Origin of the sequence: Shewanella sp. MBTL60-007 (assembly GCF_019654915.1) — a bacterium.
Taxonomy (GTDB): Bacteria; Pseudomonadota; Gammaproteobacteria; order Enterobacterales; family Shewanellaceae; genus Shewanella.
Genome location: NZ_BPET01000004.1, coordinates 67,737 through 82,107, shown reverse-complemented (window position 1 = coordinate 82,107; position 14,371 = coordinate 67,737). Strand labels below are relative to the sequence as shown.

Genomic DNA, 14,371 nt, shown 5'->3' with positions numbered 1-14,371 from the left:
TATCGACTATTTGAACTTAACAGCAGGAAATACAATGGATAATCGTCGTTGGCTTTGGCCCGGTTTACTCACCACCTTGGTGATTACCAGCCTGATGTCTGTCAGCATAGGTCCCCTACAAATTAGCCCGTCGGTAAGCTTTCACGCCATGGTTAACTGGGCCACTCAATTGGAACTGGGCAACGTGGCTCCACATGAACAGCTAGTGATCAACAATGTGCGCTTACCACGCACCTTGTTAGCACTTGCTGTTGGCGCAGTGCTTGCCCAGTGCGGCGCAGTGATGCAGGGGTTATTTAGAAATCCGCTGGCGGACCCAGGCATTATTGGGGTGTCATCGGGTGCAGCACTAGGCGCAGCTATCTGCATTGTACTCATCCCACAAGGCGGCGAGTACATGGTAGCCCTTAGCGCCTTTTTCGCAGGCTTAGTCACCACCTTAATTGTGTATCGCCTTGCTAGCAGCGCAAGTGGAACTTCCGTTGTATTACTCTTGCTGTCCGGCGTTGCCATTGCAGCGCTCGCAGGGGCGGGAATTGGCCTGCTTACTTATATGGCCGATGACATGGCCCTAAGAGATCTGACCTTATGGCAGATGGGCTCCATCGCAGGTGCCCAGTGGCACTACGTTATTTTGACCTTAGTGGCCCTAGCACTGGTCAGTTGGCAATTTAATCGCAGCGCCAAAGCCCTCAATGCCCTGCTCCTTGGAGAAGCTGAGGCTCGTCATTTAGGTTTAGATGTCGATAAGCTGAAGCTGCGGTTGATTGTATTATGTGCCATTGGCGTTGGTGTCTCTGTCGCGGCAACTGGGATTATTGGTTTTATCGGCTTAGTGGTGCCGCATTTAGTGCGCATGATGGTAGGGCCTGACCATAAACAGTTATTGCCACTGAGTGCGATGCTAGGGGCTGCCATCTTAGCACTGGCCGATATTGGCGCACGCTCACTGGTGGCGCCATCTGAGCTTCCCGTAGGACTCGTTACCGCCTTGCTCGGTGCGCCTTTCTTTATTTTACTGCTATTAAAGCAACGTCATAGGTTGGTGTAAGTTAAATGAATAGCCTAAAACAAGAAAGCTTGCAGAGCGTGATTCAAGTGAGTCACTTATCTGTACGTATTGGTAATAAGCCCGTTCTGACCGATATCAATCTTGAGATCCACGCCGGCCAAGTCACCGCCCTACTCGGCCCCAATGGTGCGGGCAAGTCGACCTTGCTAAAGAGCCTGTGTCAGGAGGTTGAGGCCGACACAGGTACGATCAACATCTACCAAGAAGCATTAAACAAGTGGGATCGACAACTGCTGGCCAAGTCATTGGCGGTACTCCCCCAGCATGCCTCACTCACCTTTCCCTTTAAGGTGCATGAAGTGGTGGAAATGGGACTATACCCCTTATCAATTAACCAACAACAAGGCAAAGCTTTAGTTGATAAACAGCTTGATAAAGTTGCATTAACCCACTTAAAGCTGCGCAGTTACCCCACTCTCTCTGGCGGAGAAAAGCAGCGAGTCCAATTAGCTCGCGTACTTACCCAACTTGCCCAGTCAGAGCGCCCCCCAATCTTGCTTTTAGATGAACCCACCTCGGCGCTGGATTTAGCCCAGCAGCATAGAGTGCTAGGACTTGCCAAAATGCTAGCCCATGAACACAACTATGCGGTGATTGTGGTGTTACACGATCTGAACCAAGCTTCACGCTATGCCGACAGGCTAGTAGTGTTGGAGAATGGATCTATTGTCAGTGACGGTGAGCCCTGTGAAACCTTAACCCCAGAGACTATTAGGCAAGTGTGGCATTACGATCCGGTTGTGGTGATGGAGCCGGGCAAACAAACACCACTATTGTTCTAAGTAACCGTTCTTCTAAGCAGCAATAGTTATAAATGACATGATATCCCCAAGAGTGCTGATTTTTCCGAGAGCACTCTTTTACTTCTCAGCCTACAAGCTAATTTTGCAGCGCTCTATAAATAACAGATAAAGGGCCTTTTATTGCCTTTTCATCTAATATTTGCTCCGTATTATTACAGCGGTACGCCAACGCAACACCGTGCAGATAGTCCACCAGCAAACATAAGATATTATCGGTCTCGCTTTCATCTAAAGCCAAAGGTTTGAGGATCAACTTAAAGCGACTAATAAAGATCTCGGCAGGCCCACTCGACTGCATCGATAGCAAGGTTTCCAATAACCCTGAATACTGCTTAAGTAAGTTTAAGTAACTCAAACTTAGCTCTGTAAGGGCCTCCTGCCAGCGAACTTCTGCTTTAGGTTGGCAAATTTCACTCATTAAAGAGATGGTTATAGCTTCAAGTAAAGCATCTTTATTTTTAAAATAATGATATATCGCCATTGGATCGACAGATAGCGTATTAGCAAGATTACGAATACTGGGTGTTTTGCCATCGTTTAACATTAAGATTTTAGCTTGTTCAACGATCACTTCTTTACTTAATAGGCGAGTCTGGCTCGCTGGCCTACCGCGCTTCTTTGGCTTGACAGTCATAAATGAGCCCCGTTAAAATAATTAATTCTACACTGTAGATTTAATTATTTTAACGGCAAGTGATTTGATTAACAAGCCATGAGGCATTAACTAAACTTATCACTCGCAAACTAGCCCACCTTTAAGCGAGAAGTGACTATGCCTAATATTGTTTATATTGCCACCAGCCTTGATGGCTTCATTGCCGACAAAAACAATCAAGTTGATTGGTTACACGATATTCCTAACCCAGAGGGTTCAGATCTTGGGTTTGGTGATTTTATGGCGCGTATTGATGCGCTCGTGATGGGGCGTAATACATTAGAAATTGTACTGAGTTTTGGCATCGACTGGCCCTATAATAAGCCGGTATTTGTGCTCAGTAATACGTTAACTGATGTGCCAGCAGGCTTAGAAGACAAGGTGTTTTTAGTTAATGGTCCCTTGCCGCAAGTGGTTAAACAACTCAATGCCCAAGGTTACAACAACCTCTATATTGATGGAGGCAAAACCATTCAAGGCTTCTTACAACAAGACTTAATCGATGAAATGATTATTACCACTATTCCAGTCTTACTCGGCGGCGGTATACCACTGTTTGGTGAGCTGGCGTCACCACTCAAGTTTAAGCATGTAAAAGCCGAGCCTTTGGTCGACTACTTAGTGCAAAATAGCTTTATTAGGCAGCGATAAATCGCACCATAACTGGCAATATTTACATTGCAAAGCCAGATAAGTTGATCCATCTCACCACTTGCGCATTTGATAATAATTATCATTATCACAATATTTCTTGTGAGATTGAAAGTGACGATGATTTTAACGCCAAGCATGACTGGCATTGCTAGCCCAGATCCCTTGCAACATGCCTTTAAAGTGAAAAGTGCTCCCCACGCAGGCCGTAGTGGTAGCCGTCCAGTCTTTCTTGAGTCGCAGCAGTGGCAACAATGGTGGCAGCTGCCAAGTCAAGCCACTGAGCGTGCGCTATATATCCATATTCCTTTTTGCCGGAAACGTTGTACTTTCTGTAACTTTTTTGAGAATGGTACTAACCCAGAGCGGATCAGTCGCTATATCAAAAATCTCACCGAACAGCTTCATATTGCTGCCGACACGCCACTGGCTCAAAGCCGTCCATTTAATACCGTCTATGTGGGCGGTGGCACCCCCACCGATATCAGTAGTGATGAAGTGAAGCTGCTCGGTGAAGCCATTAGCCGATTTCCGTTAGTAGACAATGCCGAAGTGACATTAGAAGGCAGGCTCAACGGCTTTGACGACGATAAATGGCATAATGCCACAGCTAACGGATTTAACCGCTTTTCATTCGGTGTGCAGAGCTTTGATACTCAAGTACGCCAAGCCGCTGGACGCTTTGATGATAAAGACTTTCTACTCAATCGGTTGCAACAGTTAAGCCAGCACCCTAGTGCCAGTATTGTCATCGATCTTATCTTTGGTCTACCCGGCCAAACTTTGGATGTTTGGCAACAAGACTTACAGGCGGTTATCGATAGCGGCGTACATGGAGTGGATCTGTATCAGCTAATCGGGCTAAGCGGTACACGCATCGAACATGCTCGTGAAAAAGGCAAAATACTCGGGACACCTATCAGCGATTTTCAAGCCGACAGCCAAACGCGCGCCAACATGTATGCCTCTGGTTCAAATCACTTTGAGGCACAAAACTGGCAGCGTTTATCAAGCTGTCATTGGCGTCGAGATAGTCGTGAACGCAGTGTTTATAATAGCTTGGCAAAAAGTGGTATTGAAATCTTACCTTTTGGCGCTGGTGCGGGTGGTAGCATTCACGGCCACGGCTGTATGAACGGACGAGATCTAAAGAAGTGGTACCAAGCTCATGATGAGCGAACAACAAACAACTCAACAACCATGCCTGCGGCACCGATACAAGTGCCAGGCATGTTAATGAGCCCTAACCCATCGGCTAAAATAGATGCCATATTTAAGCGAGGCTTAGATAGTGGGGCACTCGATTTAAAATTACTCACTAAAAAGATGACCACACATTTAACGCCGTTGTTTATTGAATGGCAAAAAAATGGCTTAGCAAGCCTAGGTGAACACAAGCTAACACTGACCCTAGCAGGGCGTTTTTGGAACGTGAATATGCAAACTGGATTATTTGATTACCTAGCCAAAAACCCAATTTTCACTCAAGACGATCCCTACAAGCAACCGCCCCCTGCGATAGCAAGTTAACAAGGGCGGCAGCTTCAAAGCGCACTGCACATCTCGATACAGAGCTGATATAGTGCGCTTATTCTTAGCTAAGCATTCATCTACTTATGGCAGCAACCAACACGAAAAAAACCGCTAATAAACAAGCAGGCACTAAACCTTCGGCTGCAAAGAAGGCTATTTCAGAAGAAACAAAAATAGAAGCACTTCAAGTGGCCAAATCAACACAAAAGCCAGGGCAAACGAAGGAGCAAACTAAACTAATTGCTCAAGGAATTGAAAAAGGCATTGCCGAATACAAAAAACTTCAAAAAGGTAAGGCACGGGAGCGAGATAAGGCCCGTAAGCAAGAAAGTAGAGCCAAGGCTCGTGAAGCCAATATTGCCGAACAAGACCACAGCAATATTGAAGACCGCGCAGCCAGTCCATACTTACCTTGGGGCCTACTGACTATCAGCTGGATTGGCTTTATAACTTACATCGTCATCAGCTAATAAATCATGTTTCACATCTCTTCATAACGTCTTTTAATGTAGCACTAACGCCCCCCTTTAGTGCTCGCCTCTTTTTCATTGACCATTGTTTAGTACATACTTATAAGCTATTGTTTAGCTATCCCTAAACTAAAATATAGTACTAGAGAAATGCGTTGGGAATTCTATTCATAATTTGTCATAACTTGTCTTATCTTATTCATTGATCCCCCCATCACTATTCACATTCTCTATCTATACTTAGCCTATCAAAAAATATGGATTAGCCGGAGCACACAGTCATGACTGAGCAATGTCCCCCAAAAGAACAGGTTAGCAGCAAGAAAGATGAATTAAAGGCACTGGGCTTTATCATCTTCATTCTATTTCCAGCATTAGCCGCCACGTTTGTTAGCGTATACGGCTTGATCATCTGGATTTCTCTTACATTTAGTGGCGTTGCGTCTCACTAATTTCAATAACTCACTTTAATTTTATTACGAGGATGCCGTTATGAGATGGTTACTTAACATCTGGCGCACACTGACTAAACCTGCAAAATACCTAACCTTAGGAAGTATCGGTATTTCTGCCTTTCTAATGGGTATTATCTTCTGGGGCGGGTTTAACACCGCGCTGGAAGCGACAAACACAGAAGCGTTCTGTATCAGCTGTCACAGCATGGAAAGCAAGCCTTACCAAGAGCTACAACAGACTGTTCACTTTTCAAACCATTCAGGCGTTCGTGCAACCTGTCCAGACTGTCACGTACCACATGACTATGGCCGTAAGATTGCCCGTAAGTTAGAAGCTTCTCACGACGTATACGGTTGGTTGTTTAATACCGTCAATACTCCAGAGAAGTTTGAAGCTAAGCGTCTTGAAATGGCAAGCCGTGAGTGGAAACGTTTTGACCGTGATAAGTCTGCCGCCTGTAAAAACTGTCACCAGTACGACTCTATGAAGTGGGACAGCATGTCTAAGCTTGCAGTTAAACAAATGAAGCGCGCTGCTGAACTAGATCAAAGCTGTGTTGATTGCCACAAAGGTATTGCACACAAACTACCAGAAATGGGTACCGCTCGTGCGCCAGAGTTGATTGCCGAAGTGGGTCGCGGTGTAAGTGGTGTTCAAGTGGGGCAAACTTACTTTACCGCATTGACTAAACCATTATTCTTCAATGATAAAACTGATGTTGAAGCCGGCACATTAAACATTGCAACTAAGGTAAAAATCTTAGAAGTAAAAGGTAACCGAGCCAAAATCGGTATTGATGGTTGGAGAAAGAAAATCGGTGCAGGCCGCGTGATCTACTACGACTTTGGCTTAAACATTCTATCGGCTCAGTTAACTAAAGATGCTGCGCTAGAAGAGGGTGTAATTAAGACATTCGAAGAGAAAGAAGATCCAATGACCGGCCTTAAATGGCAGCGTGTTGAAGCTGATATCTGGACTGATACCGACTACTTGCTAACTGATCTGCAACCACTATGGGATTACGCTCGTAGCACATACAGCACAGCATGTAGCGTATGTCACACTCAGCCAGCTGAAGCGCATTTTGATGCCAACACATGGCCAGGTATGTTCCAAGGCATGATCGCATTCGTCAACATGGATCAAGATACACAGGCTTTGGTACAAAAGTATTTACAAGAGCATTCTTCAACTTTTGATAAGTCAGCTCACTAATAGGACGTAATGTAATGAACAGAAGAGACTTTCTAAAAGGCTTAGTAGGAACATCTTATGTCGTACTTAGCGGATCATCGGTACTTGCGCCACTAAACGCTTTAGCGGCATCAGGAGCTGATGCGTCAGACGGCTGGCTTACAACGGGTTCGCACTTCGGTGCGTTCAAGATGAAGCGTAAAAACGGCGTGATATCGGAAGTTAAGCCTTTCGATACTGATATGTATCCAACGGATATGATTAACGGTATTAAGGGCTTAGTTTACAACCCATCACGTGTTCGCTACCCAATGGTTCGCTTAGACTTTTTATTAAAAGGTCACCAAAGCGATACAACACAACGAGGTGATTTCCGCTTTGTACGTGTCACTTGGGACAAGGCACTACGCCTATTTAAAGATTCACTCGATGAAGTGCAAACTAAGTATGGTCCATCTGGACTACACGCAGGGCAAACAGGTTGGCGTGCAACGGGTCAGTTGCACTCTAGTACCAGCCACATGCAACGCGCAGTAGGTATGCACGGTAATTTCGTTAAGAAAGTCGGTGACTATTCTACAGGTGCAGGGCAAACCATTTTGCCCTACATCTTAGGTTCTACCGAAGTTTACGCTCAAGGTACCTCTTGGTCGTTAATTCTGGAACATTCTAAAACCATTATTTTATGGTCAAATGATCCATACAAGAACCTACAAGTCGGCTGGAACGCAGAAACACATGAGTCTTACGCTTACCTTGCTCAATTAAAAGAGAAAGTAGCGAAAGGCGAAATTCGTGTGATCAGCATCGATCCTGTCGTCACGAAAACACAGCAATACCTAGGTTGTGAGCAACTTTACATTAATCCGCAAACCGACGTAGCGTTAATGCTAGGTATTGCTCACGAAATGGTAGACAAGAACCTTCATGATACTAAGTTTATCGAAGGTTATAGCTTAGGTTTCGACAAGTTCTTACCTTACATTAAAGGCCAAACTGACGGTGTTGAGAAAACACCTGAATGGGCAGCAGAGATCACCGGCGTTTCTCCTGAGATCATCCGCGACCTTGCTAAGGTAATGACAAAAGACCGCACCCAGATGTTGATGGGCTGGTGTATTCAGCGTCAGCAACATGGTGAGCAGCCTTATTGGATGGCAGCAGTGCTGGCAACCATGATTGGCCAAATTGGCTTACCAGGCGGCGGTATTAGCTATGGTCACCACTACTCAAGTATTGGTGTACCGTCTTCAGGTGCTGCAGCGCCAGGTGCATTCCCACGTAACCTTGACGAAGGCCAAAAGCCAATTTTTGATAGCAACGACTTTAAAGGTGCAAGCAACACTATCCCTGTTGCGCGCTGGATTGACTCAATCCTCGAGCCAGGTAAAACCATTGACTCAAACGGTACTAAAGTCACCTATCCAGACATTAAGATGATGGTGTTCTCGGGCAACAACCCATGGAACCATCACCAAGACCGTAACCGCATGAAAAAAGCGTTCCATAAGCTTGAGTGCATCGTGTCGATTGATATGAACTGGACGGCGACCTGTCGTTTCTCTGACATCGTATTACCTGCATGTACGACGTTCGAGCGTAACGACATCGACATCTACGGCGCATATGCTAACCGTGGTTTGTTAGCCATGCAGAAGATGGTTGAGCCACTATATGAAAGCTTGTCAGATTTTGAGATCTTCACTCGCTTCGCCGCACTGCTTGGCAAAGAGAAAGAGTACACTCGTGGTATGAATGAACGTGAATGGCTAGAGAAGCTTTACAACGATTGTAAAGCGGCTAACGCAGGTAAGTTCGAGATGCCATCGTTCGAGGAGTTCTGGAAAGAGGGTTATGTTTACTTTGGTGAAGGTGAGCCTTGGGTGCGTCACGCGGCATTTAGAGATGATCCAGAGATCAATCCATTGGGTACGCCTTCTGGCTTGATTGAGATCTTCAGCCGTAAAATCGCCCACTACGAATATGACGACTGCCCAGGCCACCCAACATGGATGGAAAAAGCAGAACGTAGCCATGGTGGTCCAGGTTCTGACAAGCACCCAATTTGGATGCAGTCTTGCCACCCAGACAAGCGTCTGCATTCACAAATGTGTGAATCAGAAGAATTCCGTGAAACTTACACAGTAAACGGACGTGAGCCAGTATACCTAAACCCTGAAGATGCCAAGCAACGCGGCATTAAATCAGGTGATGTGGTACGTGTGTTTAACGACCGTGGACAGTTGCTTGCTGGTGCAGTGGTATCGGATAAATTCCCTAAAGGGATTATCCGTATTCAAGAGGGCGCTTGGTATGGCCCTGTTGGTAAAGACGGTAGCAAAGAAGGCGGCGCAGAAATTGGTGCAATCTGTAGTTACGGTGATCCAAACACCCTAACATTAGATATTGGTACTTCTAAGCTAGCACAAGCTTGTTCTGCCTATACCTGCCTTGTTGACTACGAAAAGTATAAAGGTAAAGTACCTGCAGTAAGTTCATTTAGCGGCCCGGTTGAGATTGCATTATGATAAAAGATGCTGTGAACACAGAGACAGTTGAAGTTAACCCAGTAGATCAGGTTAGAAGTACGATTTATCAATTACTTTCGTCACTGTTTGCCAAAGAAATTGATCATAAAACGCTACATGATTTAACCAGTGATCAAGCCAAACAGTTTTGGGCGCAACTGGGTAGCGAGGCTGAATTTAAAGCTGACGTGGATGTATTAGTCGCTGAGCTTGCAAAGCTCAACACTGATAAAGCCTTGTTAGAGCTTGCCGCTGATTATTGCGGTCTGTTCTTAGTCGGCACTAAATACAGCGCATCACCATACGCAAGCCTGTACTTAAGTGACAAGCCTGCGAAAAAAGGTGATGAGCCACTGCTCTTTGGTGAACAGCATCAGCAGATGACTCAGTTTTTAAAGCAGAGTCAGCTGCAGGTACAAAGTGAGTTTCCTGAGCCAGCCGATCATCTAGCGGTGATATTAGCCTACGTGGCTCACCTTTGTACCCATAGTGATGAAGCCGAACAATTGAGCTTTATTCAAGCGAATCTAGCCAACTGGTTAAACAACTTTGTGGCTAAGGTCACCGAAGTTGATACTGGTAACTTTTATCAGGCCTTGGCGAGATTAACCCACTCTTGGGTTAAGTCTGATGCCGAGTGGCTTGAATCAGAGCTTAGCTAAGCGCTAATCGATACTTTGAAACAAGTATTCAAAAAAGGGTGATGAACTTAAGTTCATCACCCTTTTTTATCTCTGTGCTTGCTCACGTACTTCAGTGATTATGCTTGTTGCTGCGCTATCCATGATTGTAAGGCTACTAATGACCTCTGCCACAGCGCCTCTAGCGATTCATGTTCAGAAGCTTGATATTCACTTTGACTCAGCCCTGACTTTTCTAGCTCTTTACAGCGAGTAGACAAGCTCCCCAGCCCCATATTAGCGCTACTACCTTTTAGTGCGTGGAGGATATGCTTCACATCGGCATCGGGCTTTAAAAGGCCCTCAAAATGTACCTGACTGGTTTGCTGATAAATCGTAGCTAACTCTATCACTGTATCTAATCCGAGGTAGGTTAAATCTTGGGTTAGCTGAGCCTCATCGAGTAAGTCCGTATCTGCGTCATTGCTAGTCAATGTATCGCTCTTCTCTTTGAGAACTTCATCTTTGACTGTTTCTTCGCTCAAGGTTAATTTATCGCTCAAAGCTGTTTCAGCATGAGTGTCATTACCAGAAAGCGGGGCGGCGCTGCCTAGCCAGCTGGATAACGCCTGCATATCTAGGGGCTTCATCAAGATTAAGTCAAAGCCTTTTGCTTGATAGTTCTCCATATCATCGGCTTGCAACTGAGCGGTAAAGGCGGCGATTTCGATTTGATGTTCGGCTTGCCTATTCACCTCTTGCAACTCTGCCAGCAACTCAATCCCTGAACCATCACCGAGTTGAATATCGAGCATGATGGCATCGAACCCCTTCGCACTTTGAACCGTATAGGCTTTTCTCGCAGCTTCGCAACTCTTGGCTAACATAGATGTGTGTCCAAGGTGAGCGAGGAATCCTTGAGCCACCATGGCATTAATCTTGTTATCTTCGATAACTAACAGATTTTTACTTTGGGTATGAACAACTTGCTGTTGCAGCTCAAAATCAGGTCGGTCACAAACGACCAACGGCAATGAAAAACCAAAACAGCTGCCCTTGCCAACTTCACTCGTTACCCATACACCTGGATTATCGATATCACTGTCGCTATTCATCAGCTGCACTAACTGCTTGCTGATCGCCAGCCCGAGCCCAGTTCCTCTGTCTCGTCCCTTACTCGGATCATTACCATAGGCTTTAAAGAGCTTTTTCATCGCCTTTGAATCGATCCCGACGCCGGTATCTCGCACCTTAAATTGCAGTAAGCCGTCTTCCACTTCGGCAATTAAATCGACTCTCCCCTGAGGGGTAAACTTGATCGCGTTGCCCAATAGGTTTAACAATACCTGACGCAGTTTGGGCCCATCGATATAGATCCACTTTGGCAGGTCGCTATGGTGAGCACGCAGGGTCAATCCGGCAAGCCCAGCCCCCGCTAACATGATCGCCACCACCTGCTCCAGTAATTCGTTGATATCGATGGCGCGAGGCTCATTGGCAAGCTTTCTCTGCTCAAGGCGGGAGAAATCTAAAATATCGTTCAATACCGTTTGCAACAGCGTGCCGCTATATTGTGACAGAGCCAATAGTTGCTGCTGCGCGGGAGGTAGCTTAGCGTGCCCAAGTAGCGTCAAGGTGCCCAATAGGCCATTAAGTGGCGTACGGATCTCATGACTCATAGTGGCGAGAAAGAGCGACTTGGCCTGATTAGCCTGCTCGGCCATATCTCTTGCTAGCGCATGACCTTTAGCCTCTCTATCTAGCTGAATATTCGCCTCGGCGAGCTCTAGGGTTCGCTCTTCTACCTTAGCTTCCAATGCCTGCTTATGTTCAAACAGTTCAGCAGCGGTCTCACGCAGTTCTGCCTGTAGCTTCTGGTTATGGTCGGTTTTTTGCCTAAAGGCCTTTATGGCACTGGCCATAGCTGCAAGCTCATCATCACCTTGGGTATCGATCGTCACCGCGGTATTACCTAGGCTCAGTTGAGCAAGCGCCTTAGTGGCTGCATCGAGTTTAAGCGCAATACCGCGATAAATCACTTTGTAGACCACGATAAAGATCAGCAGAAACATCAATAAGCCCGTCGTCCATAAACCTACTTTCGCCCAACTGAGCTGTTTAAGGTAATTTTTTCGAGCATTATCCGCCTCAATACGTTGCAACTGCATCGCGTTAGCGACCACCTTATTGAGCACATCCAGCTTATCTGTGATGGTTTGTAGCTGTAGCTCCTGAGCCCTATGGTACTGGGCATACTCTTTTTGTAAGGTGAGACTACTCGGCAAGGTTTGTAATATGGCAAACTGCTTAGCTAACGTATTAGCACGGTCTGGATCGCGGATAATATGGGTCAAGCTAGTAAGAGACGCCAAATAGCGAGTCTGGGAATGACCTATGCTCTTATCTAAATGGGTTATACCACTCTCCACCTCGGCCGATTCAAGCTTTGGGCGTGCGGCTATAGTTGGAGCGCCAACTTGAGTGACCTGACTACCTATATCACCCAGCAACGGATAGCCTCCCGGCTCTAACTCAGGAGACTGGAACATCTGCCCCATCAAGGCGATATTGTGAACAATTTTAAGGGCTCGGTTGAGGCGCTCCTGAGTGTCTAAGTCTTGTTCTATCAGGGTATCAAGCAGTTGAGAAGTCTTTTCAGCACCGACAGCATCTGGGTACGCCAGACTCAGCTTAGATAAGATCCCTGAATCGACAATCGCCAGCTCGGCAAGTAGCAGCTCGGTACTCTTATTGGCTGCGTTAACTAACTCCAGCCCCTGTTTCTTTAAACTATAAGCCACTTGAATACGCTGACCAACCAGCTCTCCAAGCTCAGAGGTATCGCCAATAATCTCCGAGGCACTCTGCTCAAGGCTTAAATCGAAATTCACCTCAAGGGCCTTTAGGACTTTAATAGCACTGAGCATAGTTGCACTCTCAATGGACAATTTACGCCCCACAAACTGCCGCTGAGCTTCATCTTGTGTCTGACCTAATTGCCCTGCATTTTCGGCCAAGGCACTACTGGAAAGCGCCAACTGACTCGCGGCCTCAGAAGCTGGTAATGCACTGTTATATAAGTACTTATCAGCCTGCTGAACCCAGCGTAGACTCACGCTGCCAAGACTAACCAGTAGGAGCAGCAGTAAGGCAAGTAAACCAAAAGCCAACATAAGACGGCCAATCAGGCTTTTTCTCGATAGAGATAATTTAGGCGAAGGAGGTTTTGGCAAAAACAATACACTCACTGTTATCTATTAAGCTGGTACAATATTATACCAATTGCATTAATTATTTAATCAATTCATAGGGACCTTAACCATGGTAAAAGTTATGCAGCTGCGTTTATTACTCCTTGTCGGCTTGAGTTTATTAGCCATACAGACAAGCGCGGCCAATCCCCTATCGCCTTGGTCATTAGAGCAGAGAACCCCCTATGAAAAAGTGCTGCAACACACTGCGCCACTACAGCTAACCCCACTCTCAACAGCAAAAAAATCTTGGCGAATTTGCGCCTTAGTACCACACCTGAAAGACACATACTGGACTGGCATTAACTACGGATTGGTCCAGCAGACCAAAGCGCTAAACCTTAAGCTGGAACTCTTCGAGGCGGGTGGCTATTACGGTCAAGAAAAACAGCTGAGCCAACTCGATAACTGTATGAAGCACGACTTTGATGCGATATTACTTGGTGGCGTACGTCCTGACATCTTAGATTTCTATCAAGCGCCTATCACTAAGCCAGTAATTGCGCTCGTCAATCGACTCAAGCACCCCAAAGTGAATACCCGAGTGGGGGTTAACTGGTATCAGATGGGATTTATGGCAGGAGACTATATTAAGCGTCAAGCCAAAGAACCGGTCACCCTTGCACTGTTAACCGGCCCCGATAAGCTAGGTGGCAGTGATTATGTAGAGCAAGGCGTATCTGCGGCACTGAAAGACAGTTTAGTCACTATTAGCGCCGTGCATCATGCCGACAATAATCGCAACCTCTACCGCGACGAACTCGAGGCGCTATTGAGTGAGCAGACGCCCGATTATATTCTCGGTAGCGCCGTTGCCATCGAGGCGGGGGTCAGCATACTTCGCCAAAACCATCTAACAGACAAAGTTAAGTTAATTAGCAGCTACCTCTCCCCAGCGGTATTGCGAGGGATCTATCGTGGAAAAATTGAGTTTAGTAACGATGACCTAGTCGTATTGCAAGGAAAGCTCGCCATAGACATTACGGTAAGAGAACTTGAAGGTGCAAAGGCGTTTGGCGATATCGGCCCCAAGATCCAAACCTTATACCCGCAGCACATCAGTAAAGATGTGCTTAAAACCAGCCTACCACCAGCGGAGTATTATCCGATTTATCGGGTCAATATCGACAAGTAACAG

Annotated in this window: 12 protein-coding genes; 10 read left to right on the top strand and 2 right to left on the bottom strand. The window is 46.1% G+C overall.

The features are described 5' to 3' along the window. Positions 1-34 precede the first annotated feature (34 nt). Positions 35-1,051 (top strand): iron ABC transporter permease, encoded by a 1,017-nt coding sequence (locus tag K5Q92_RS02255; protein WP_220767432.1) that lies wholly within the window; start codon positions 35-37, stop codon positions 1,049-1,051. Positions 1,052-1,056: 5 nt separating this feature from the next. Then, positions 1,057-1,854, top strand: a complete 798-nt coding sequence (locus K5Q92_RS02250; protein WP_220767431.1) for a heme ABC transporter ATP-binding protein — start codon at positions 1,057-1,059, stop codon at positions 1,852-1,854. Between the two features lie 97 nt (positions 1,855-1,951). Here the strand turns inward: K5Q92_RS02250 and K5Q92_RS02245 are convergent, their stop codons facing one another. Next, positions 1,952-2,509, bottom strand: a complete 558-nt coding sequence (locus tag K5Q92_RS02245; protein WP_220767430.1) for a TetR/AcrR family transcriptional regulator — start codon at positions 2,507-2,509, stop codon at positions 1,952-1,954. A gap of 138 nt (positions 2,510-2,647) precedes the next feature. Between K5Q92_RS02245 and K5Q92_RS02240 the strand changes: the two genes are divergently transcribed. The 7 genes from K5Q92_RS02240 to torD all read left to right on the top strand — a co-directional run bounded on the left by K5Q92_RS02240 (position 2,648) and on the right by torD (position 10,024). Next, positions 2,648-3,181: a dihydrofolate reductase family protein gene (locus tag K5Q92_RS02240; RefSeq protein WP_220767429.1), complete on the top strand. Its 534-nt coding sequence runs from the start codon at positions 2,648-2,650 to the stop codon at positions 3,179-3,181. Positions 3,182-3,301: 120 nt separating this feature from the next. Beyond that, on the top strand, positions 3,302-4,711 hold the full coding sequence (gene hutW / locus K5Q92_RS02235) for a heme anaerobic degradation radical SAM methyltransferase ChuW/HutW (protein WP_220767478.1): 1,410 nt from the start codon (positions 3,302-3,304) through the stop codon (positions 4,709-4,711). Positions 4,712-4,797: 86 nt separating this feature from the next. Then, positions 4,798-5,184 carry a DUF2956 domain-containing protein gene (locus K5Q92_RS02230; protein ID WP_259649465.1) on the top strand — a complete coding sequence of 129 codons (387 nt, stop codon included), beginning with the start codon at positions 4,798-4,800 and terminating at the stop codon, positions 5,182-5,184. A gap of 281 nt (positions 5,185-5,465) precedes the next feature. Beyond that, the gene (locus tag K5Q92_RS02225; RefSeq protein ID WP_012156555.1) at positions 5,466-5,636 is read left to right on the top strand and encodes a periplasmic nitrate reductase, NapE protein; all 171 of its coding nucleotides are present in this window, start codon (positions 5,466-5,468) and stop codon (positions 5,634-5,636) included. A 40-nt stretch (positions 5,637-5,676) separates the two neighbouring features. Further along, on the top strand, positions 5,677-6,855 hold the full coding sequence (torC, locus tag K5Q92_RS02220) for a pentaheme c-type cytochrome TorC (RefSeq protein ID WP_220767428.1): 1,179 nt from the start codon (positions 5,677-5,679) through the stop codon (positions 6,853-6,855). 14 nt (positions 6,856-6,869) lie between these two features. Continuing rightward, positions 6,870-9,362: a trimethylamine-N-oxide reductase TorA gene (gene torA, locus K5Q92_RS02215; RefSeq protein ID WP_220767427.1), complete on the top strand. Its 2,493-nt coding sequence runs from the start codon at positions 6,870-6,872 to the stop codon at positions 9,360-9,362. Further along, a complete protein-coding gene (gene torD, locus K5Q92_RS02210; protein WP_220767426.1) occupies positions 9,359-10,024 on the top strand; it encodes a molecular chaperone TorD in 666 nt (221 codons plus the stop codon). The genes torA and torD overlap by 4 nt, the downstream gene beginning before the upstream one ends. 98 nt (positions 10,025-10,122) lie before the next feature. On the opposite strand, the gene torS is transcribed toward torD, so the two are convergent. Beyond that, complete coding sequence (torS, locus tag K5Q92_RS02205; protein WP_220767476.1) at positions 10,123-13,221, bottom strand: TMAO reductase system sensor histidine kinase/response regulator TorS; 3,099 nt, start codon at positions 13,219-13,221, stop codon at positions 10,123-10,125. A gap of 82 nt (positions 13,222-13,303) precedes the next feature. Here torS and torT point away from each other — a divergent pair, with 82 nt between their 5' ends. Next, a complete protein-coding gene (gene torT / locus K5Q92_RS02200; protein ID WP_220767425.1) occupies positions 13,304-14,368 on the top strand; it encodes a TMAO reductase system periplasmic protein TorT in 1,065 nt (354 codons plus the stop codon). The last annotated feature ends 3 nt before the right edge of the window (positions 14,369-14,371 follow it).